14 protein-coding genes and 4 pseudogenes are annotated in these 22659 nt (G+C 58.7%); 8 read left to right on the top strand and 10 right to left on the bottom strand.

Annotated features, from left to right (window positions below; translation table 11 throughout):
* Nucleotides 1-7 precede the first annotated feature (7 nt).
* Nucleotides 8-1237 (top strand): organoarsenical effux MFS transporter ArsJ, encoded by a 1230-nt coding sequence (arsJ, locus tag CNQ84_RS18780; RefSeq protein WP_096006323.1) that lies wholly within the window; start codon nt 8-10, stop codon nt 1235-1237.
* A 24-nt stretch (nt 1238-1261) separates the two neighbouring features.
* Here arsJ and CNQ84_RS18785 read toward each other — a convergent pair.
* A pseudogene (locus tag CNQ84_RS18785) lies at nt 1262-1561 on the bottom strand (pyridine nucleotide-disulfide oxidoreductase); the annotation flags it as partial.
* A gap of 231 nt (nt 1562-1792) precedes the next feature.
* Between CNQ84_RS18785 and istA the strand changes: the two are divergent.
* Together istA and istB are read left to right on the top strand one after the other, a co-directional pair.
* Entirely contained in the window at nt 1793-3337 is a 1545-nt protein-coding gene (gene istA / locus CNQ84_RS18790) for an IS21 family transposase (RefSeq protein ID WP_165771327.1), read from the top strand.
* 14 nt (nt 3338-3351) lie between these two features.
* Nucleotides 3352-4107, top strand: a complete 756-nt coding sequence (istB, locus tag CNQ84_RS18795; protein WP_065335626.1) for an IS21-like element helper ATPase IstB — start codon at nt 3352-3354, stop codon at nt 4105-4107.
* A gap of 78 nt (nt 4108-4185) precedes the next feature.
* On the opposite strand, the pseudogene CNQ84_RS18800 reads toward istB, so the two are convergent.
* From CNQ84_RS18800 to CNQ84_RS18840, 8 genes and pseudogenes are all read right to left on the bottom strand, one after another.
* Nucleotides 4186-4980, bottom strand: a pseudogene (locus tag CNQ84_RS18800) (ArsO family NAD(P)H-dependent flavin-containing monooxygenase); the annotation flags it as partial.
* Nucleotides 4981-5062: 82 nt separating this feature from the next.
* Nucleotides 5063-5452 carry a Tn3 family transposase post-transcriptional regulator TnpC gene (gene tnpC / locus CNQ84_RS18805; RefSeq protein ID WP_096006324.1) on the bottom strand — a complete coding sequence of 130 codons (390 nt, stop codon included), beginning with the start codon at nt 5450-5452 and terminating at the stop codon, nt 5063-5065.
* Entirely contained in the window at nt 5449-8463 is a 3015-nt protein-coding gene (locus tag CNQ84_RS18810) for a Tn3 family transposase (RefSeq protein WP_096006325.1), read from the bottom strand. Before CNQ84_RS18810 ends, tnpC begins: the two co-directional genes overlap by 4 nt.
* A gap of 135 nt (nt 8464-8598) precedes the next feature.
* Nucleotides 8599-8772 (bottom strand): annotated as a pseudogene (locus tag CNQ84_RS18815) (co-regulatory protein PtrA N-terminal domain-containing protein); the annotation flags it as partial.
* Between the two features lie 145 nt (nt 8773-8917).
* Nucleotides 8918-12067 carry an efflux RND transporter permease subunit gene (locus CNQ84_RS18820; protein ID WP_096006327.1) on the bottom strand — a complete coding sequence of 1050 codons (3150 nt, stop codon included), beginning with the start codon at nt 12065-12067 and terminating at the stop codon, nt 8918-8920.
* Entirely contained in the window at nt 12064-13524 is a 1461-nt protein-coding gene (locus CNQ84_RS18825) for an efflux RND transporter periplasmic adaptor subunit (RefSeq protein WP_088277994.1), read from the bottom strand. The genes CNQ84_RS18820 and CNQ84_RS18825 overlap by 4 nt, the downstream gene beginning before the upstream one ends.
* Nucleotides 13521-14783, bottom strand: a complete 1263-nt coding sequence (locus CNQ84_RS18830) for a TolC family protein (RefSeq protein WP_096006328.1) — start codon at nt 14781-14783, stop codon at nt 13521-13523. The genes CNQ84_RS18825 and CNQ84_RS18830 overlap by 4 nt, the downstream gene beginning before the upstream one ends.
* A 621-nt stretch (nt 14784-15404) precedes the next feature.
* Complete coding sequence (locus CNQ84_RS18840; RefSeq protein WP_096006329.1) at nt 15405-15677, bottom strand: helix-turn-helix domain-containing protein; 273 nt, start codon at nt 15675-15677, stop codon at nt 15405-15407.
* 112 nt (nt 15678-15789) lie between these two features.
* On the opposite strand from CNQ84_RS18840, the gene CNQ84_RS18845 reads away from it, so the two are divergent.
* A complete protein-coding gene (locus CNQ84_RS18845; RefSeq protein ID WP_096006330.1) occupies nt 15790-16227 on the top strand; it encodes a hypothetical protein in 438 nt (145 codons plus the stop codon).
* Between the two features lie 110 nt (nt 16228-16337).
* Nucleotides 16338-16739, top strand: coding sequence for a DUF6957 family protein (locus CNQ84_RS18850; protein ID WP_229744500.1), 402 nt, complete (start codon nt 16338-16340; stop codon nt 16737-16739).
* 130 nt (nt 16740-16869) lie between these two features.
* Here the strand turns inward: CNQ84_RS18850 and CNQ84_RS18855 are convergent.
* Nucleotides 16870-17634, bottom strand: a pseudogene (locus CNQ84_RS18855) (DDE-type integrase/transposase/recombinase).
* A gap of 62 nt (nt 17635-17696) precedes the next feature.
* Here CNQ84_RS18855 and CNQ84_RS18860 point away from each other — a divergent pair.
* From CNQ84_RS18860 to CNQ84_RS18870, 3 genes are all read left to right on the top strand, one after another.
* Nucleotides 17697-18098: an OB-fold protein gene (locus CNQ84_RS18860; RefSeq protein WP_096006332.1), complete on the top strand. Its 402-nt coding sequence runs from the start codon at nt 17697-17699 to the stop codon at nt 18096-18098.
* Nucleotides 18099-18236: 138 nt separating this feature from the next.
* Nucleotides 18237-19226 (top strand): Fic family protein, encoded by a 990-nt coding sequence (locus tag CNQ84_RS18865; RefSeq protein WP_096006333.1) that lies wholly within the window; start codon nt 18237-18239, stop codon nt 19224-19226.
* Between the two features lie 126 nt (nt 19227-19352).
* The gene (locus CNQ84_RS18870; protein ID WP_245841520.1) at nt 19353-22607 is read left to right on the top strand and encodes an SNF2-related protein; all 3255 of its coding nucleotides are present in this window, start codon (nt 19353-19355) and stop codon (nt 22605-22607) included.
* Nucleotides 22608-22659: the final 52 nt, after the last annotated feature.

Here is a 22659-nt window from a genome sequence, read left to right on the forward strand (position 1 = left end):
AGCGATCATGAAGGCGTTGTCAGCCCTTTCCCCGGAAGTGCGCCAGTATCTGCTGGTCACCGGCAACTACTGGGCCTTTACCCTCACCGACGGTGCCTTGCGCATGTTGGTGGTGCTCCACTTCCACACCTTGGGCTACACGCCGCTGCAGATCGCGGCGCTGTTTCTGTTCTACGAGATCTTCGGCGTTATCACCAACCTGGTGGGCGGCTATCTCGGGGCTCGGCTGGGCTTGAATCGCACCATGAACATTGGCTTGGGCCTACAGGTTGTGGCGTTGTTGATGCTCACTGTGCCCGTCGCCTGGCTAACCATCCCTTGGGTGATGGGCGCGCAGGCCATGTCGGGTATCGCCAAAGACCTCAACAAGATGAGCGCCAAGAGTTCGATCAAGCTGTTGGTGCCTGACAACCAGCAAGGCACGCTCTACAAGTGGGTGGCGATCCTCACTGGCTCGAAGAATGCGCTGAAAGGAGTTGGCTTTTTCCTCGGCGGTGCGTTGCTGGCATTGATGGGGTTCACGGGCGCAGTGCTGGCGATGGCCGCCGTACTGGCCCTGATCTGGATAGCTAGCCTGTTCCTGCTGAAGAAAGACCTGGGCAAGGCCAAAGCCAAGCCCAAGTTCCGCGACATCCTCTCCAAGAGCCGGGCGATCAACATTCTCTCTGCGGCCCGGCTGTTCCTCTTCGGTGCCCGTGATGTGTGGTTCGTGGTGGCCTTGCCGGTCTACCTGAGCACCGTGTTTGGATGGGACTTCTGGCTGGTGGGCGGCTTCCTGGCGGCTTGGGTCATCGGCTACGGCATCGTGCAGTCGTTCGCCCCGAACATCACCGGGAAAAAACGTGGTCATGTCCCCGATGGGCGAGCTGCTTTTGTTTGGGCGTCACTGCTGGCTGGCTTACCTGCGGCTATTGCCCTTGGTCTTTCGGCGGGGTTGTCGCCTCAGGTTGTGCTGCTGGGTGGGCTGATGCTGTTCGGCGTTCTGTTCGCTGTGAACTCGTCGCTGCACAGCTACTTGATCGTCAGCTACGCCAAGGAGGATGGCGTGTCGCTGGATGTGGGCTTCTACTACATGTCCAACGCGCTGGGGCGACTGATCGGTACGTTACTCTCGGGCTGGGTATTCCAGGCTTATGGTCTGGAGGCCTGCCTGTGGGTTTCCAGTGCGTTTGTGCTGGCCGCTGCGCTGATTTCCATCGCCTTGCCCAGGCACCTCGATGCGGCTCCGCAGGCCTGATCAAGCGGCTCAGAGCGGAGGCCCTCAGGCCTCCGCCGTTGCCAAAAACTGTTCGATCTCGGTTGCGGTGCTACGTGCCGTACGGGTCACCCCGATCAGGGTTGCTGAAGCCGATCCCGTCCATTCGCCATAGCCCACCAGCCAGAGCCTGGGTTCGTGGACGGCGCGAGTCCCCTCAACCTCGACTCGCCCCTCATCGTTGATCAGCCCCAGGTTGGTCAGGTGACCCAACGCGGGTTTGAAGCCGGTGCACCAGATCACTGCATCGACCATGGTCTCCGTGCCATCGGGCCAAACCACACCATTACGGGTGAAGCGTGTGAAGGTGCATATTCCGGCCCATCGTGACCGCCCATTCCGTTTGAACGTGACCGCCTGTTCTGGGCTATCGTGACCGCTTATTCCGTTTCATCGTGACCGATTTTGGGTGCTTGCCCGGAATCGTCGGTCACGATGCCGGAATCATCGGTCACGTTCCCCCGGAATCACAGCCAACGCACTGGAATTCTTGAACTTTATCCAGCATACCCCTTTCTTTTTTTCGAGGAAGAGCGGATGCCGGCTGCGAGGATTTCCATGCGACAGATCATCGAGATATTACGCCTCAAGTACGAAGCCGGTCTGAGTCACGAGCGCATTGCCCGTGCCTGCGGCCTCTCCAAGGGCGTGGTCGGCAAATACGTCAGCCTGGCCCAAGTCCAGGGTGTTACTTGGCCACTACCGAAGAACCTAGACGAGGCCCGGCTGCACGCGTTGTTGTTCCCGGCCAAGACGCCCCCGTCACGCTTTGCCGAGCCTGATTGCTTCCAGGTCCACCAGGAGCTCAAGACCAAAGGCGTGACCCTGCAACTACTCTGGGCCGAGTACGTGGAGCGCCACGGAGACAAGGCCTACCGCTACAGCCAGTACTGCCATCACTACCGGCTCTGGCGTGGCCGGCAGCGCCGTAGCATGCGTCAGGTCCACCGTGCCGGTGAGAAGATCTTTATCGACTACTGCGGCCCGACCGTGCCTGTGGTGGATCGCTCTACCGGTGAAGTGCGCAAGGCACAAGTCTTTGTGGCAGTGTTGGGCGCCTCCAGTTACACCTTCGCCGAGGCCACTTGGAGCCAGAGCCTTCCAGACTGGGTCGCCTCCCACCAGAGGATGCTCAACTTCTTCGGCGGGGTACCGGAACTGCTGGTTCCGGACAACCTCAAGGCAGCAGTGACCAAGGCGGACCGCTACAGCCCGACGATCAACGAGACCTACGCTGAGCTGGCCTGCCATTACCAGACAGCGGTGTTGCCTGCGCGGCCCTACAAGCCCAAGGACAAGGCGAAGGCCGAGACGTCGGTGCTGTTGGTCGAGCGCTGGATCCTGGCCCGCTTACGGCATCAGACATTCTTCTCCCTAGCCGAACTGAATACCGCCATTGCCGCGCTGCTACCAGCACTGAACCAGCGCCCGTTCCAAGGCCGGGTCGAGAGCCGTCAAAGCCTGTACGACGCGCTTGACCGTCCAGCCCTGCGACCGCTCCCAGCAACGCCCTATACCTACGCCGAGTGGCGCAAGGCTCGACCGGGCATTGATTATCACATTGAGATAGACAAGCGACTGTACAGCGTACCCCATGCCTTGGTGGGGTTGGTTCTGGACGTGCGGTTAACGGATACCGCCCTGGAGGTTATGCACAAGGGCCAGCGTGTTGCCTTGCATCCCCGTCACGGGAAGAGCCGCTTCGTCACTCTGACCGAGCATATGCCCAAAGCGCACCAGGCCCACAAGGACTGGTCTCCGGAGCGCTTCCTCAATTGGGCCAAAGACATCGGTCCCGCATCCCTGCAGGTGGTGCAGGGCCAGCTCAAGGATCGCCCCCATCCTGAGCATGGCTATCGCGCCTGTCTGGGGTTGCTGAACCTCAGTCGGCGTTACAGCCGTGAACGCCTTGAGCAGGCCTGCGCTCGGGCGCTGTCGATCAACTCGGCCAGCTACCAGAGCATCACCTCAATCCTGAAACAAGGACTTGATCAGCTCCCCCTGCCACTGGCTGAGGAAGAGCGTGATCTGACCGACCTGCCTGCGCATACCAACGTTCGCGGCCCGCATTACTACCACTGATACCGGAGAGATCTATGCTGACCCAAACCACACTCAACACGCTGCGCCAACTCAAGCTGACGGGCATGTGTGACGCCCTGGAACAACAGCGGGCTCAGCCCGAGACCCACGATCTGGCGTTCGAGGAGCGCTTGGCTCTGCTGGTGGACCGGGAAGTGCTGCACCGGGAAAACCGTCGGCTGGACCGCCTGCTCAAGGCTGCCCGCTTGCGCGTGCCAGCCTGCATCGAAGACATCGACTACCGGCACCCGCGCGGTCTGGAGCGCTCGCGCATGGCGGGCCTGGCTAGCTGTGACTGGATCAGGCAATCGCTGAACCTGTGCATCACCGGCCCCACCGGCTGCGGCAAGACCTGGCTGGCCTGCGCCCTCGGCAATCAAGCCTGTCGCCAAGGGCTGTCCGTCCGTTACCTGCGGGTGCCGCGGCTGTTCGAGCAAGTAAGGATCGCCCACGGTGATGGCAGCTACGCTCGCCTGATGACGCAGTTGTTGAAAACCGACCTGCTGATCCTTGATGACTGGGGTATGCAGAAGATCAATGCCCAGCAACGACAGGATCTGATGGAAGTGATTGAGGATCGCCACGGACGAGGCTCAACCCTCATTGCTAGCCAGCTACCCACCGAACACTGGCACGACTACATCGGCTCCGCCACGCTCGCCGACGCCATCTTGGACCGACTGCTGCACGGAGCCCATCGACTCAATCTGAAGGGGGAATCACTGAGAAAGGCCAACGCTCAAAACACGGTGCTGGTTGACCCATCGTGACCGCTCAGAGTACAAAACCCGTTCCAGCGTGAAGGCCGTGCGCAAATCGGTCACGATCCCCGGAATGACCGGTCACGTTCGCCGGAATACGCAGAAGGGGCGAACTGCGTGCAAGACGCCACGTTCACGCGCTTCGACCACGGGCGGTACCATCACCACATCGCCCAGCCCGCCCACTGGTTGTTCGATGACGCGACCTTCCTGCTGGGCTTTCCAGCGGTCGGTCGCTCGCTCGAACAACACACGACCATCGACATCATCGGGCTGAAACAGCGGCTTGGTGGGCGTCACCCAGGTAGCTTCGGCCACTTTGGAGACCTCTGCCAGGATCTGTGCCCCGGAGTTTCCACCGCCTACCACCAGCACCCGTTTGCCTGCGAACGGCTGGGCCTCGACATAGTGGGCCGAATGCAACTGCTGGCCGCGGAACAACTCGGTACCCGTATAGTTGGGGATATGGGGATTGCTCCAGGTACCAGTAGCACTGACCACTGCCTTGGCATCCCAATGCCCTTGCTCGGCATGGACGCGCAGCGCGCCATTGATGCGTTCGACCGAGGTGACTCGCACTGGTCGCTCGACCGGGAACTGGTAACGCGCCTCATAGCGTGTCAGGTAGTCGATGACGTGATCACGCGTCGGGTAACCCTCTTGAACTGGCGGCATCATCCAGCCGGCAATCGAACTCCAAGTCGCCGGCGAGAACAGTCGCAAGGAGTCCCAGCCATGACGCCAAGCCCCGCCAGGGCCATCCTCGGCATCGAGCATCACAAACGACAACCCCGTACGCCGCAGAAAGTACGCGGTGGTCAACGCGGCTTGGCCGCCGCCGATGATGACTACATCCCACTTATTTTCAGGGCGAGCTTCCACTGAGGGACTCCAAACAGACCGATTGCGCAGTGTAATCGCCCGAGTCAGCCTGAACGCTGATCTATCTCAGGCAATTACCTGCTCAGTTGCCTTCGCGATCTGACAACTCATTTACTCTATGTTCTGGAACCAGATCGACCAACGGAGCGATCATCATCTGAGCAGTTCGAACCCAGGAACTCAACGTCTCGAGATCTAATAGCACTGATTCGGCTACCTCCCAGACGGAGGACTCCTCGGTCGTAACTGGCGGTAGAGTGCCTTCGACCAACGCCTGGGCCATCGTATGCAGCTTCAGCAACTCGTCGCGTATAGCAATCATCCCACCCAGCTCAGCCAGGCTAGTGTCAAGTCGATCGACCAAACCGAGTAGCTGTGACGTATCGAAGCTGTTGCGTAGCTTCTCCAATGCGGCGGCGTCCACCTCGCCGCACGGCGTAACGTGAAAGGATGCGGGAGGAATTTTGATCATGGGGCCAACTCGGTATCGGCCTGGCGGGGCGTGCTGACACGCAGCGAGCCGGCGGCTTGTTGAAACACCGAATCCTTGATCCAAGGCTCCGGTGGCCGATTGAGCTTGAGGTTGAACTCGCCGAAGCGTTTGACGTTGCTGGTCAGGTAGGGACTTAGGAACGACACGTCCTCATCAGTAAACTGCCAGCCCTCGCGTGCCAGTTTCTGCAGGATACGCATCATGTCCACAGTGTTCTGCAGGATCACCGACGAGGCCACCATGTCGTTGTAGCGCAGTCGCTTCTGTTGCTCGTCCGGATCGTTCTCAGCAATCACATCGCCGCCGAAGGACAACCACTTGGAGAATCCGTTGTAGGACTCGATCTTGTTGGTGTTTGCCGTGACTTCCTGGCGCAGCTCGCGGCTACCGATCCAGTTGAGCAGGAATATCGTGCGGATCACGCTGCCGAGCGCCTGTGCCGCGTGGTAGAGCTTGTTGCGCCTGCTGTAGGAACCGAGTTTTCGCAGCAGCATAGGCGAGGAAATTTTGCCGGCCTGGATTGATAGCGCGACCTGCATCAGATCCTGCCAGTGGGTTTCGATCAGGTGCCAGTCGGCAGTGTCGGTGAACAGGCGGTTGATGTGCTTGTATGATACGCCGCGATCCGGCCGGCACATCACTAGGTCGCGCCAGTTGCGGATACGCGGCATCAGGTTGATGCCCAGCAGATGGGTGAAGGCAAACACCGTGGCCGACTGCCCTTGGGTGTCCGAGTACACCGTATCGGGTTCGACGCTGAGGTCTATTTTGAGTAGCCCCTCGATCACATAGATCGCCTCCCAGATACCCGGCGGGATGAAGTGCTGGAACACGGCGATGTAGTTGTTGGCCACATGCCGGTAGGCCACAGCCCCCATTTTGCGGTAGCGGAAGTGGTAGCCGGCCAGCAGATTGTCGTCATAGAAGTCGAACTGCGTACCGTCCGCGGCCACTGCCTTGCCATCGCCCCAGAGTTTGGGCAGGTCAAGCTGTAGGTAGAGTTCCACCAACTCGCGGTTGGCCTTGTCCAGCTTCTCCAGCGAGAGGTGACGGCGATTCGTGTAGGACAGCATGTGTGGCGTTACATTACCGGTCAGATGCCGCGCGGCCTGGTTAGGGCCTAGGTTGCAGCCCATGGCGAAGATCGTCATCAGGTAGCGCTCGGCAGGTTCTTTGAGCTTCGGCTCGTTACCGGACATAGGCCCGAAATGCCGAGTGAACTGAATCCAATGCTCGATGTTGGCCATTATGTCGAGCACATGTCTGGTCGGCATGCGCTGCATGAGCGCAGTCTGTAGCGAGATAGCCGAGGGCGGGATATCTCGAGCGGTCACTCGGCGGAGAACCGGCTCGCCGGTTTCGTTGATCGATACGTCCCCTCGGCATGATGGGAATTTCTCGTCTAGTTGCTGCGCTGTTTCCTCAAGCTGGGCCTTGAGAGAGACAACAAACTCCTTCGCTGTACCAGGCAGCCCCATTTTTTCGCAGTAGGCCGGTAGTCGCTGGAGACATTCTTCCCAGGGCAGCAACTGCTTGCGATAGTCGGCGAAGGATTCCGACCCTTGCACGCACATGTCGCCGGATCGCAGCTCGCTGGCCAGGTAAGAGAAAACGCAAACCTCCAGATAGCGCCGGTTGGTCGGTGGTCCCTCACTGGAAGGACGGCGAACGACCTTGACCCAGCGATCCGACGCAAACGACAAGTCAACGTGCTCGTCGATCCACTCTCGGTGTAGGTTCTCGCTGTCCTGGATCAATTGAAGTGCCTGAATCAGCGACCGATCCTGAGTCGTGGGCTCCAGTTGAAGAAGGTGGCTGAGGCGGAACAACAGCGATCGATGGGATCTGAAGTGCTTCCAGATCAGCGGCAGGTAGTTGTTACCACCGGTAGCCTGAACTTCGGCGCAAGTCTCGCGCAACCGATCCAGATTACCATCGGGGGAGAGGTATTCGCGAATCAGGCTGCCGGCCTCCTGATCATCCGGTTCTTGAACCAGAATCTGCACCACGCCGTCCAGGGTCGCCGCCAACTGCTCCAGCTTCTGGCGTTGCCTAGCCTGGATTTGCTCCAACTCCTCCTTGGCGCGTTTATGAATCGTCGAAATCCGTCGGATGAACATCTCGGCCAGGTGATCTCGTGTCCGCACGCGCATGCGATAGATCAAAGCCAGCATCAGCGTGTAGCGTTTCGGTAGCGAGCAGTCTTTCAGCTCGGAGACGTCCGATGCTGCTGCCTGGGCAGCGAAGTGGCGGATCTTAGTATCGACGATGCCCTCAAATATAGCGTCGAGATTCCCGAAGCTTTCCAGCCAGGCCAAGTGATCGATCAGTACTTCCAAGTGCTTGCGGGACGGCTTCTTGGGCGCCTGCTTCAGGGCATTGAAGTCGCTTTGGCGTCGGCCGAAGTCAGTGTCGAGCAGTTCTTTCAGCTTGTAGATCACCTCGATTGGGGTTCTGGTTACCACCAGGTTGAATATTTTGTCCTGGGCGTCTGCCCGCGCGTGCTCCGCCAGGTCGTTCAGGGTCGAGTAGGCGGGCAGCTCATAGTTTTGACGCAGTAGTTCGTCGATCACCGCATTGATAATGTCCGCACGCTGTTCGAGGAGAGGAGCCATCAACTGCGCATGCGCGACTGCAATGCCCTGACCATCAGAGCCATAGAACGGCTGCACCCCGAGCCGCTCTCGCACTGCGTTCATATGACGGTAAAGCTGCATCCATTTGTAGGGCGATAGGGCGACCTTACTGCGCAGGCCTATTTGAGTACGGATGAAATCAACGACTGGATCAGGTACCTCAGCGATTTCTGGAAAGTATCGGAGTACCTGGAAGGTCTTGAACAAAACAGCGAGGTTCAGTCGGAATGCAGCATTGGCGCGACTTTTGATCCAGGTAACTTCTTCCTCGGAAAATGTGAATTCGCGCTGCAGCTCGGCCCTTGAATACGAGCGCGACAGAACTGGATAGGCAGTACGTTCGAGGGATGCCATGGATCACTCCTTTCCTGAGTCAACTGGAAAAGATAGACCACGCATCTGAAACAGCCTTTTCTGTAGAAAATATCCTTTAAAAACATAACTCTACAGACCAAATGAATGAATTTTCTCCTTATCTCGGCATGACCCCCGGTAATGAATAACTTCAGGCGGATTCTTTCCGTTAGCGGCAGCATACTCTTGCATGGCCTGCTCATTGGCCTGAATCATCCGACCATAAACACGATCAGCGCCGCCTTCTGCCAGAGTGGCAGAGGAAACAACCATAGCGGCAAGGGCTGCAATAACTTTGAGGCTTTTCATGTTTAATCACTCCTTCAAGGTGGTGATTAAAATATATCAGCTCAACCTGTCATAAAAATGAAGTCAAAGTTACATCGCCGTAATGCTTCCTGCCGCGTTACCCGGGCGAGTCAGCTTGGCGCGTGGCTTGCCCGGGTTTGTAAAGCTATAGCTCCTGCGGTGCGCGAACCTTCTGTGTACGCTGCCTTCGCATCAGCCAGTACGCGGCCGGCAAAACCAACATGGACATCAGCGGCGCGGTAATCATGCCGCCGACCATGGGCGCGGCGATGCGCTTCATCACCTCAGATCCGGCACCTCCGCCCCAGAGGATTGGCAACAGGCCGGCGATGATCACGGCCACCGTCATCACCTTGGGCCGCACACGCAGCACCGCGCCTTCACGAATTGCCTCCAGTAGGGCCGGATCACCGCTGCGCCCGGTATCCACACGCGCATGCCAGGCGTTCTTCAGGTACAGCAGCATGATCACCCCGAACTCGGCCGAGACGCCGGCCAGGGCGATGAAGCCCACGCCGGTGGCCACCGACAGGTTGAAGCCGAACCAGTAGAGCAGCCAGATGCCGCCCGACAGGGCAAAGGGCAGGGTGGCCATGATCAGCAGGGCCTCGCCGAAGCGGCTGAAAGTCAGGTAGAGCAGCACGAAGATAATCAACAGAGTCGCCGGCACCACCCAGGCCAGCCGCGCATTGGCGCGCTCGAGGAATTCGAACTGACCGGAGTAGGAGACGGTCATGCCGGCGTCGAGTTGTACCCGCTCGGCGACGCGCTGCTGCAGCTCGCGCACGGTCGAGGCCAGGTCGCGCCCGCGGACATCGACATAGACCCAGCCGGACAGTCGCCCGTTCTCGCTGCGCAGCATCGGCGGCCCTTCGGTCAGACTAACCTGGGCGACGGTGCCCAAGGTGATCTGCTGGCCGGCTGGGGTGAGGATCGGCATACGCCGTAGTGCCTGCGGACTGTCTCGCCACTCCTTGGGATAGCGCAGGTTGATCGGGAAGCGGGCCAGTCCTTCAACCGTCTCACCAATATTGCTGCCGCCGATGGCGCCCGATACCACCGCCTGCACATCGGCGATGCTCAGGCCATAGCGCGCCGCGGCCAGTCGATCGATCTGGATGTCCACGTAACGGCCGCCAGTAAGGCGTTCTGCCAAGGCCGAACTCACCCCAGGCACCTCTTTGGCCACGGCCTCGATATCGCGCGTTATGCGCTCGATGTCGACCAAGGAGGTTCCGGACACTTTCACCCCAATGGGGCTCTTGATCCCCGTCGCCAGCATGTCGATGCGGTTGCGGATGGGCGGCACCCAGATATTGGACAGCCCCGGAACTTTTACCGCGCGATCCAGTTCCTCGATCAGCTTTTCGGGTGTCATCCCCGCGCGCCATTGATCGCGTGGTTTGAACTGCACCGTGGTCTCGAACATTTCCAGCGGTGCTGGATCGGTGGCGGTCTCTGCTCGCCCGGCCTTGCCGAATACCCGTGCCACTTCGGGCACCGTGAGGATCATCCGGTTGGTTTGCTGCAGCAGCTGGGTGGCCTTGCTGGCCGGCAAGCCGGGCAGGGCTGATGGCATGTACAACAGGTCGCCCTCGTCCATCGGCGGTAGAAACTCTCCTCCGAGTCTGCTGAGGGGCCAGAGACTGGACAAAAACACTAGCAAGGCCAGCGCTAGGGTCACCTTAGGCCAAGCCAGCACCCACTCCAGCACCGGCCGGTATGCACCGATCAGCCAACGATTCAAGGGGTTCTGTTGTTCGCTGGGGATATGCCCACGAATCCAATAGCCCATCAGCACCGGTACCAAGGTGATCGAGAGGCCAGCAGCGGCAGCCATGGCATAGGTCTTGGTGAATGCCAGCGGGCCAAACAGGCGACCCTCCTGGGCCTCCAGGGTGAAGACCGGGAGGAAAGACAGGGTGATGATCAAAAGGCTGAAGAACAGCGCCGGCCCGACCTCGGCCGCAGCTTCGCCGATCACCCGCCAGTGCGCCTCGCCCTGAAGCGGTTCACCGGGGTGTCGAGCCTTCCAGGCCTCGATGTGCTTGTGCGCGTTCTCGATCATCACCACGGCGGCATCGACCATGGCGCCGATGGCGATTGCGATCCCGCCGAGCGACATGATGTTGGCATTAACGCCCTGGTAGCGCATGACGATGAAGGCCATCAGGATGCCCAGGGGCAGGGTGATGATCGCGACCAGCGACGAGCGCAGGTGCCAGAGGAAGATCAGGCAAACCAGGGCAACCACCGCGAACTCTTCCAGCAGCTTGTAGCTGAGGTTATCGATGGCGCGGTCGATCAATTGCGAACGGTCATAGGTGGTGACCACCTCGACGCCGGCCGGCAAGCTGCCCTTCAGGCTGTCCAGCTTGGTCTTCACCGCGGCGATGGTATCGCGGGCATTCTTTCCGGAGCGCAAGATGACCACGCCACCTACAACTTCACCCTGGCCATCCAGCTCGGCAATGCCACGACGCATCTCTGGCCCCAACTGAATGGTGGCCACCTGACCCAGCAGCACCGGAACTCCGCTGGCCGAAGCCCGCAGCGGCACATTGCGGAAATCCGCCAGGCTCTCTAGATAGCCTGAAGCCCGGACCATGTACTCGCGCTCTGCCAGCTCCAGGATGGCGCCGCCGGTTTCCTGATTGGCGCTCTTCAGCGCCGCTTCGACCTCCTGCTGAGTTACCCCATAAGCCACCAGCTTCTGGGGATCGAGCAGCACTTGGTATTGCTTGACCATGCCGCCGAGGGTGGCCACTTCGGCTACGTTGGGCAGGCTCTTGAGTTCGTACTTAAGGAACCAGTCCTGCAGTGCCCGCAGCTGGGCAAGATCATGCTGGCCGCTGCGGTCGACCAAGGCGTACTGGTAGATCCAGCCCACGCCGGTGGCATCCGGCCCAAGGGTGGTGGTAACACCCTCGGGCAGGCGTTCCTGCGCCTGGTTGAGGTACTCCAGCACCCGCGAGCGTGCCCAGTAGAGGTCGGTATCGTCCTCGAACAGCACATAAACGAAGGAGTCGCCGAAGAACGAGTAGCCGCGCACTGTCTTCGCCCCCGGCACCGAGAGCATGGTGGTGGCCAGCGGGTAGGTCACCTGGTTCTCGACAATCTGCGGTGCCTGCCCGGGGAAGCTTGTGCGGATGATGACCTGGGTGTCGGACAGATCCGGCAGTGCATCCAACGGCGTGTTGCGCAGCGACCAGATGCCCAGGGCGGTGATGAACAGGGTGGCCAGCAGTACCAGGAAGCGGTTGCCGATAGACCAGTGGATCAGGCGCGCGATCATGGCTGGTCTCCTTCCTTGCGGAGCTGCTCGATCAGCAGGCCGGAGTTTGTCTGACGTGCGGCGATGCGTACGTGATCTCCTGGCTTAAGTCCCACAGCTACTTCGGAGCTGACCAGAGGAAAAGCCATGGTCATACCTGGCATATTCAGGCTCTCGAAGGGGCCATGCTCCAGGGTGACTTGTTTCCCGTCCAGTGCGCGAATAACGCCGTGAGACACATGCAGCCCCTCCGTGCTGTCCTGTTCTGCATTGCCGGCCAGGATGCCCTGCAGGCTGGCTTCCGAATCGATGAGGAACTGGCCGGAGGTAACGACCGCCTGACCTTCCTCAAGACCGGACAACACCTCCAGACGCCCATCGGCCTCGCGGCCCAAGGTGATTTCCTGGGGGCGGTAGCGTCCGTCGCCTTCGGCCAGCATCACCAATGCACGCTTGCCGGTGCGAATCACGGCTTCACTCGGCACAAGAAGCGTGGATTGTTCGACGGCACTGTTCAGGCGTACGGCGGCGAACATGCCGGGGCGCAACTTACCGGCAGGGTTGGGTAGCTCGCTGCGTACCGTGAGCGTGCGCGTTTGCGGATCGGCACTCGGCAGCAAGGCTATGACGCGGCCCAGCAGCGGTCGATCAGGAAAGGCCGTCAGGTTGGCGCGGATCTCGTCCCCGACCTGGATACTTCCGGCCATGGCCTCGGGTATCGCCGCATCGAGCCAGACACTGGATAGCCCGTTAATCAACGCCAGATCCTGCCCGGCTTCGACGGTCATCCCGGCGCGTACCTGCAAGGCTTGGAGCTCGCCGCTGATAGGTGTGGTGAGGGTTTGCACCGCCCGTGGTTTGCCGCTGCGGCGGACCTGCTCGATCAACGTTTGAGGCATGCCAAGCAGGCGCAGGCGCTCTTGGGCCGCACTTATCAAGCGAGTGTCAGCGGTACGCAGTACCGCCAGGAACTCCAACTGCGCGGCGGACCATTCGGGAATCAGCAGGTCGACCAGGGGGGCTCCGGCAGGCAGCACATCGCCCGGGGCGCGACCGTAAACCCGCTCGACGAATCCGCCGGCGCGGGCCTGGAGGTTCGCCACTTCTCGCTGGTTATAGGCCAGGGAACCCACCGCCTCGATATCCGAGGGCAGTACACCTCGGATCACCATCGAGGTTCGCATTCCGAGGTTCTGCACGGCTTGAGCGGGGATGCTCAGGACAGACGGATCCTGCTCGGATCCTGCGTATTTAGGGACAAGTTCCATATCCATGAAAGGTGACTTGCCCGGTTTATCGAAGCGCTGCTCAGGCTGCATAGGGTCGTACCAATAGAGCACCTTGCGCTCGTCCGTCGGTGCGGAGCTAGGCAGTAGCTCGTGTTTGGCTTGCCGCTGGGCCAGCCAGTAGCCACCGCCCGCCGCGCCAATGCCCACGGTCAGCACGGCGACCGCAAAACCAAATGTCGATATCTTCATTTCAGGCCCTCCACATAGGCGTAGTACAGACTTGCGGATAGCTGGCTCAACTTGCGCTGCTGTTCAATCTGCCGCAGCTGCGCCTCAATCAGGTCGCGCTGGGCAGTAATAACGGATGTGAGCTGGCTGTTACCGGCTTGGTAGGCGGCCAGTTCGAGTTCGGCACGTTTGCTTGCAAGCGGGATCAAGGTTTTTTCGGTGCGTGACAAGGTCCTGCGCAGTTGCTCAAGCTCGGCAATACCGCCTTCCAGCTCAGCCTGATGGGCGCGCAGTAATGCTTCCTGCTCGGCTTCCATCTGCGACACGCTTTGTTGTCTGGCGTTGATCTTGGGCCCCTGACGTGTGCCTACGAACAACGGCAGGTCGAACGTGAATTGCACCATCACCATATCGCCGAACTGGTTGTCGCGATTGTTGTAGGCAAACTCAACACCCCAGTCGGGGGTCTTCTCGGCGATGGCCTCGTTCAGCTCGGCGCTAGCCTCGCCGACTCGGGCGGAGGCAGCGCGCAACTCAGGGTGTGAGGCAATGCGTTGCTGCAGGTGCGGTGCCACCAGGTTCAGATTGGGAACACCTCCTTGCAAAGGCTGGTCAGCCTCGTTGCCTATCCAGCGGCGCAGCTTGGCACGAGCTACTGCCACATCGCGATTCAGTTCATCTCGCCGATCTTGTAACGCCAAAGCTTCCTGGTCGGCCTGCAACAGCTCGCCAGGCTGAGCACTACCGCCGGCAATTAGCGATTGCACGGTCGAGCGGAGCATCTCGATCTGACGGTCCAGTTGATCGAAGAGGCCAACACTGCGTTCGGCGTAGTACACGTCCAGCCAGCTCACTGCCGTCTGGCGCTTGATTTCCAACTGCATGGCACGCTGCTCGGCCTCGGCCCGCGTCATGGAGGCTTCGGCCAGTTGGCGACGGGCCAGACGCTTGTCGCCGTTTGGTACCTCCTGCATGAGTCCAATGCGGCGCATGGTCATGGAGTCACGATTAAGTGTGTAACGGTCAGGGCCTTCGATCGGCAGGTTGTCGATGCCTATAATCAGCTTGGGATCGGGCAAGGCGTCTGCGGGCCCTACAGCCTGCTGTGCCGATGCCACCTGCGCCTGGCGCGCGAGGTTCTCAGGGGCACTCTGTTCGGCCAGAGCTTGGGCTCGTTCGAAGGTTAGGGGCTGTGCCTGCGCGGCAAGCCAGGGAGCTGCCCAGAATGCGGCAGCCAACACGCCGAGATAGCCACGGCGTGGAAAAAGGAAAGCGGACATGCTTTCGCCTCCAATGCGATTGATTGAGGTCGCAGCTACGAAACGTGGTCGCGACGATGCGCCTGACTGTAAGGCGCGGGATGATCACGGCATTAGACGAAACGAGGAGGGCGCCAGAGTCCTGCGGGCTCTCGCTTAATCACCGACTGGGTCAGCAATATCTCGGGGCGTGAGGGGAGAGGGGATATGCTCTTGATCACGGTGGTCTGGAGAAGTCCTCCGGTCTTGCATTCCTGGCCGGATTTGCAGGGAGACTTATTGGCCACCCCATCAGACGTGTCCATTTGCTCGCAGCACGGAGCATCGGCCGTTGCATGGCCCTGATGATCGGCGCTCTGCATCGGGCAAGGTTGTGCCGGCATGCTGAAAGCCATACCGCCGAAGGTCGGCAGCACGAGGCTAGCAATCATTACCAGGATCAATCCAATCCGACGCACAGCAATTCACCAAGCGGGGCTATAGGGCGACTTTAGCAGATTGCCTCGAGGCATGAGCGCTCCTTTTGACGATAACAGCACTTCGTTGATTTGGATCACTCTGCCATAGCGCCAAGGTCTCCGCCGAGCTGAGGAATCACCACTCTGCTGGTGTTGCGCCGCGTGGTCGTGCCCTTGCTTCGCTTTAGTCGTGAGTAGTGGCTGGTCGTTCGAAGGCTGAGATTTCAGCTTCGAACCGAGCAACGAAGTCCAACAGGCTGATATTCAGCACCGCACAGATATCCCGGAGCTGGATCAGGTCAATCCGGCGAAACCCCCTTTCCATGTCGCTCACAAATGATTGAGCGCGGCCCAGAGCTTCAGCGAATTGACCCTGAGTCAGCCCAGAGTCCGTGCGGCACTGCCGCAGCAGCCGGAGCAGTACGACATATTCATCCCGGTGGATCGAGCTAACCATAACGTGCGCCTAGTGACTTTACAGCGAGCCACTGTAAATCTATGCTAGCGCTTTCTGGATATACGCAAAACAGATATATGTATTTTCTGCGCCGTCACATAGGAGCAAATCAATGCTGAGCTTCAAAGGATTAAGTTTGAGGGAGGCAGTAGAACGGGTCGTTGCGTGTCGAGCACCAGCGATGCAGCCGGAAGACCGTGAAGCGTTTGCCGCGTTGCTAGTCGCCGAGCTATTTAAGCTAGACCTTTATGATCGGCGTGATGGCCGGAATGAACGTATGTACTCCGCTAGTGAATTGTTGGACCAAGCGAAGGATGTGCTCGACACCTCGGAGCGAACCAAGGAGGTTTATTTCAACCTACTGCTCAGGATGATTCATGACCTTGAGACCCGCTGCGCCGATATGAGTTATGAACATTTTGGGGCCTGGATCAACAGGACTCACAACGATGTAACCCCGCCCCAACCGCTGCGATCTGGAGCTTGGATTTCTAGGATGTTGTTCACCCAGCGAATGCAGCAGGACGAGAGGGAGGAGGCCGCAGAGTAGAGCGTCAGAGTTCTTAATAAAGATGGCTTATCACTAAACGATGGTGCCACCTGCCAGCTCTACGCAGTCTAGCATCGCGGGAATACCAACCTGATTTGCGGAGAATGAACTTGGAATTAGTTGAAAGAATTTCGGCACTTTTGCACGGTCCGGGCGAGCCGATGGTTGGGAGCACGATGACCAACAATGAAGCGCTTGAGTACGCCCATGCAACCTCAAGCGGTGCTCCCTTCTGCTTGGTTCGCGATTGGATATGGATAGACCTGGATGGGCCGGAAAGCCAGCATGACTACCTAGCCCAACTGCAGCTGCAGCCAGTTATCCTTTTTGCCCACACGGTTGTGTACGACTCATCGCGACGATGGGACGTTGGGGATTTTGTGCGGACTACACCGCTGCATGCGTTCACGGATGGATTCGTGTTTCGCACGTTGAATACCAACTATGTCCTGTTGGGGGATGGTCTCCGGAAGCTTGCACACCCTGAAACCATTGCGATGATTACTGGATAAGGCGACTTTTTGCCGTCAAAACCTTTGATTCAGCTTGATTTTACAGCTGTAAAATCAAGCTGAATTAGTGAATCAAGGGGGGCTTGTCGACCCTAGGGAAACAGGGTGTGTACTGTAGTGGTCAAGTGTTTTAGGCCACCGTCTTTTGAGCTTTCCAGTAGGCCTGCTCAGCCACATTCGGCGGCAGTCCTTCATTATGCTTATGCGGGCGAAGGGCGCTGTAATAACCGATTCTGTTTTCAGGCTCCTGAAGAAGCGCTCTGTTGGGGCGTTATCCCAACAATTTCCCCGGCGACTGAGGCTCTGTTTCATCTGGTACCGCCAGAGCAACTGTCGGAAACCCAGGCTGGTGTACTGGCAGCCCTGATCCGAATGAAACATGACTTCCGACGGCTCTCCGCGTGATTCGTAGGCAATCGTCAAAGCCTTTTTTACCAGCTCCGTATTGGGCGATAAAGACATTGCCCAGCCTACCGGTTCACGAGAGAACAAATCGATGACCACCGCCAGGCCCGGTAGCTACTGCGATGCACCCCAAACACCTGACACAGATGGTGCACCGCATGGCTCTCTTCAAGTCGCTCGATTATCGAGAATTGCTCAGGGAGTCCGACATCAAGAGAGCGGTAGCCTTTTTTAATATCTCCTTCTCTTCCTCCACCCGCCGCAGCTTGCGCTTCAGTTCCTGAATCTCACGCTGCTCCGGGGTCAGCGCCTCACCTTTCTGTGGAGCCTTGCCGGATCGCTCCGCTCGGAGTCGGCGCACCCAGTACTCCATCGTGGATTTACCGACACCCATTGCCTCACAGGCTGCCTTCAGGGTGTAACCCTGGTCTACCACAAGCTGGGCGGCTTCCAAGCGGAATTCCGGGCTGTATCTTTTAATCTTCCTCATCGTCTGCATCTGACTTTCTATGTGAGTGATCATACACTCAAAGTCAGGTGGCCAGATTCACTATGCCACTACATAGCCGTTCTGTTGTTCGGTCTGGTACAAGCACAGCTGCACCTGCAGCATCCCGTCCGGCTCCGGTGGACCAACCGCTGTTGCAGGTAACTGCGAGCCAGTTGGCACAGGCCTATGACCGCAATACCGTTGCGGCGGATCAGCAGTTCAAGGGCAAGCGGTTTCAAGTTACGGGTGTCGTCGACTCGATTAACACCAACTTTCTTGGGCGTCCCTATTTGACGCTCCGTGACGGTGTGAATCAGTTCATGGAGCCGCAGTTCGAGCTGGATCGTAGCTATGAATCCTACGCGGCCAAGCTTCAGGCCGGCATGCGTGTCAGTCTTGTGCACACGGGTAGCGGCGATGTGGCTAAAACGCCGATGTCCAAGGGTTGCAAGCCCGCGGATTGAGGTCGCTTTGACTTGCACGTATTGAACGCTTGAGCTGGCTGCGTTAGCTATCCAGAATGTAGCGGATAGTATTTACTGCAGGCGACGCAGTGCGCAGCCGCGGTGAAACGGCTCTTTTTGACTATTGGGATGTGATACGTGCCAGATTACCAACCTCCGTTAACGCTGACTCCCCGCATGCTCGCTCTAGTGGCCGAGATCAGCGAGCTGGTTGGGCGTTTGAGCGCACAGGAGCAGAGCCGCCTTACCCCGCAGCTTCGACGCGGCAATCGGATTCGAACCATTCAGGCCTCTCTTGCCATCGAAAACAATACCTTGAGCGTTGAGCAGGTGACTGCGGTGCTTGATGGCAGGCGAGTGCTCGGGTTGCCGGCGGAGATTCAGGAGGTACGTAATGCGTTTGCGGCTTACGATGCTATGGCCGGTTGGCAACCCGACTCGGTGGAGCACCTGCTGACAGCACATCGCCTGCTCATGCATGGGTTGCTGGACGATGCAGGGTGCTATCGAGCGGGCGGTGTAGGTATTTATCGCGGCGAGAAACTGCTGCACATGGCGCCACCGCCCAGCCGGGTTGCTTTGCTGATGCAGGACTTACTTGCCTGGCTCGCTGCTACCGAGCTACCGGCCCTGATAGCGAGTTGCGTGTTTAATTACGAGTTTGAATTTATCCATCCCTTTGCGGACGGTAATGGGCGCATGGGGCGACTCTGGCAGACGCTCATCCTGAGTCGCTGGCAGCCATTGCTGGCTTATCTGCCGGTGGAGACGGTCATTCAGACACATCAAGGTGAGTATTACGCAGCACTTGCCGAAGCTGACAAGGTATCCGAAGCCTCCCCGTTTGTGCTGTTCATGCTGGGTGCTCTACGCGAAGCGTTGCTTGAAACGGTAGCTGGCGACCAAGTAAGCGACCAAGTAAGCGACCAAGTAGAACGGTTGATGGCGGTGCTGCAGCCAGGTGTTGCACTGAAAGCGAGTGAATTGATGGAGCTTTTGAATCTCTCTCATCGTCACAGCTTCGGCAAATCGTATTTGAAGCCGGCGCTTGCCGCCGGCTTGATCGAAATGACTGACCCCGCGTCGCCGCGGAGTCCTGCGCAGCGTTATCGACGCAAGTTGCTTTGATAGTGTCAGAGCGCGGGCCTCGGCTGCGTCATGCCACCAGGTCGATCTGGTACACATACTCAGGGTAAGGCGTTACGCAGAGCGCAAGGGAGTGTGGCCGGGGAGGGTGTCTTACGGAGTACAAGTATGCAGGGATCGCTGTTTGATCAGTCGCCATCCGGCGATGCTGAGTTGCCGCCCCCAGGGCGTATGCCGCTTAATCACGGAGGCCGTCAGGTTCATCGCACCCTGATGCCAGACCTTTTGGCTGATGGCGATGCACTAGTTGTAACCGGCTACAGCGGGCTCGACCAGCTCATACGCTTGGTAAGTCAACGAGGGGACGCTGCAGGTCAGCTCAGACTGTTGCTGGGCTCGGAACCCTCCTCAAGCAGCTCACAGGATTTTTCCCTGCACAATAGGAGTTTTGAGCAGGAAGTACGTTCTTATTGGCTCAGCAGAGGGATCTCTCTGCGCTTGAGCGGACAACTGATTCATTGCATTGAGTTGCTTCGGAATGGGCTCGTTTCAGTCCGCTATCCGGGGCCGGGGCCTCGTGTGCATGCTAAAATCTACTGTACGCAAGTGGCTGTTACCCTGGGTTCCAGCAACTTCACTGCACCGGGTCTGCACTCTCAGCATGAGGCCAACGCCCGTTTTACCCCCAAAGACGAGCCGCGGCGTTACCGAGAGATATGGCAATACGCTGAGTTTCTGTGGGAGCACGGTACCGATGCTAAGGGCGCTTTACTGGTGCTACTGGAAAATCTGCTGCGCTGTGTAACCTGGCGTGAAGCACTCGCTCGGGCCTGTGCCGAGCTGCTTGAGGGGAACTGGGCTGCCAGCTATCTGGAGTCTCTTGGACATTCCTCAGATGTCGCGCTCTGGCCTTCCCAGCGCAAGGGTATCGGTCAGGCACTGTATCTCATCGAGACGGTGGGAGGCGTGTTGATCGCGGATGCGACTGGCTCGGGCAAGACCCGAATGGGCGTGCATCTACTGCGTGCCGTTTATGATCGGATCTGGTCAGCATCCCGTGGGCATAAAGGCCTGATTGCGATGGTGTGCCCGCCCTTGGTATTGGCCAGCTGGGAGCGCGAAAGCCTGCGTTGCTTCCTCCAGATCAATATTCGCTCTCATGGCGCATTGAGTCACTCCAGAGCAGGGGACGAGAGCGTCATCTCCGACCTGATGGTGCGGTCACAAACCCTGGCGGTTGATGAGGCGCACAATTTCCTGAGCCAGACGTCTAACCGCTCTCGTCAATTGGTTCATAACCTGGCAGATCAGGTCGTGCTGTTTACAGCAACCCCGTTCAATCGATCCGCCAGCGACCTGCTGCGTATGATCGACATTCTTGGTGCAGACAACTTCGATGATCAGGTGCTAGCCAGCCTGGAACGACTGACGCGTCTGAAAGGCGGGTTGAGAGACGCGGCACCAGAGGATCTCGCGACGCTTAAGAGTGCGCTTGCCCGATTCATGGTGCGCCGCACCAAGAAGCAGCTCAATAGCATGGTCGATCTTGAACCGGACGCATACCGCTTGCCTACCGGCCGAGTTTGCCGATATCCGGAGCATCATTCGCAGGTCTACGAACTGAACGAAAGTGCTCATGACATCAAGCTTGCCGGAGAGATCCTGGCAATTGCCCGGTCATTGGTGGGCATAACGCATTTTGAAAAAGCTTTGTATCTGCCCGAGAGCCATGCTCGATCCGGAATGAGTGCTGAGGCGTACCTGCAAATGCGGCTAAAATCCGCCAAGGGGCTTGCCTGTCATCATGTTATGGCCAGTTTGCGTTCATCTCGACTGGCCTTGTTCCGGCATATTCTTGGTGAGCGCGAGGCATTGCAACGGTTGCATCTGCAGCATGATCTTGCAGTGGAGGGCGATGATGCCACCGGCAATATGCGGGAGCGTATTACTGCTCTGCAGGGGCGTGTTCCTGAGAATCGTCTGGGCATCGACTTGCCTACATGGTTATCAGACCCGGAGGAGCATCGCCGGGAGTGCGAAGCGGAGGTAGGTCGTTACACCTATATCCTGATGCGCTTGGAGCGCATGAGCGACGGCAGGGAGCAACGTAAATGCCAGCTTTTACTTGGCCTGGCTCGGCAGCACGAGCAAGTCATTGCCTTCGATCATTTTCCTTTGACGTTACGTTATCTTCAGTACCTTATAGCGCGGCCGCATGGCGACAACCGTGTCGAGGTTTTGCTTGGGGTAGGGGGCAAGAAACGGCAGAACCAGGCGCTGCAGGCGCGACTCGATCCTGAGCGTGGGAAGGGGCGGGTGATCGCGCTGTGCAGCGATGCCTTGTCTGAGGGCGTTAACCTGCAGCGCGCCTCGGCAATGGTGCATCTGGATATGCCCAGCGTGGTGCGTTACGCCGAGCAGCGGGTCGGTCGCATAGACCGTATGGATAGCCCCCATGACAGCATCGAATGCTGGTGGCCCAGGGACGCCGATACCTTTGCTCTCAAGGCAGATGAGCGGTTTATTGCGCGCGTAGAGGATGTTGAGTCTTCGCTTGGCGGTAACTTGCAACTGCCCGATGCCCTGCTGGCCAACTCAGGACCAGAGCGGCTGATAACACCAGAGCAACAGCAGCAGGAGCTTGAGGAGCGCGCATCTATTCCCTGGGACGGTGTTGAGGATGCATTCGCAGCGGTGCGAGGGCTGCTCGAAGGGGATCGAGCGATGCTGACGGCAGAGGACTACGCCATGGTTAGAGAAGAAACTCTGGCGGTCTTGTCCCGTGTCAGTCTGGTGAAGTCCGATCAACCGTGGCTATTTGTTTGTCTGGCCGGAGAGGCCAAAAGGGCGCCTCGCTGGGTGTTGATCGTTGATCAGCAGCCTAAGCCGTTGGTGCATTTGCCGGATATTGTCGAACAGCTGCGGCAACGCTTGGGGCAGGGGCAGAAGGACCTCCCGCTCAGTCATGGTGCTGGGCGGCAACTTGAGCGCTTCCTCGTAAGGTTGTCTGAGCAGGAGCGGCTGTTGCTGCCGCAACGTAAACAGCGTGCACTGGATCAGATGCAGGATGTTATTTCGGTCTGGGCAAGCCGCAAGGGGTGGATTGAAAGCACTGGTCAGGCTGATGCTATTCAGCGTTTGTTACAGACGCTCAAGCATAACCACATAGAAGGCTGCCCCGATTGGGCGCAGCTGGCAGACGCCTGGTTGGATCTCGTGCGGCCTACATGGTTTGGCTATCTGAACAAGGTTGCTCGACGCTCACAGATTGTCCGCTTGCGTGACATTCGCAAGGCGCTACTCGCTGAGGCGTTGCCGGCTTCGACTATCATCGAGCGGATCTCGGGCATCGCCCTGCGGCAAACTTGGGAAGAAAGAATTGTTGCGTGTGTGCTGGGTTACTCCGGCACACAGACGGAATAAGGTAACTAGTGCCCTGTCTGCTTAGGCGAATTACGTCAGACCTGCCTGAAAA

The sequence above is a fragment of the Pseudomonas abyssi genome, from assembly GCF_002307495.1.
Lineage (GTDB): Bacteria > Pseudomonadota > Gammaproteobacteria > Pseudomonadales > Pseudomonadaceae > Halopseudomonas > Halopseudomonas abyssi.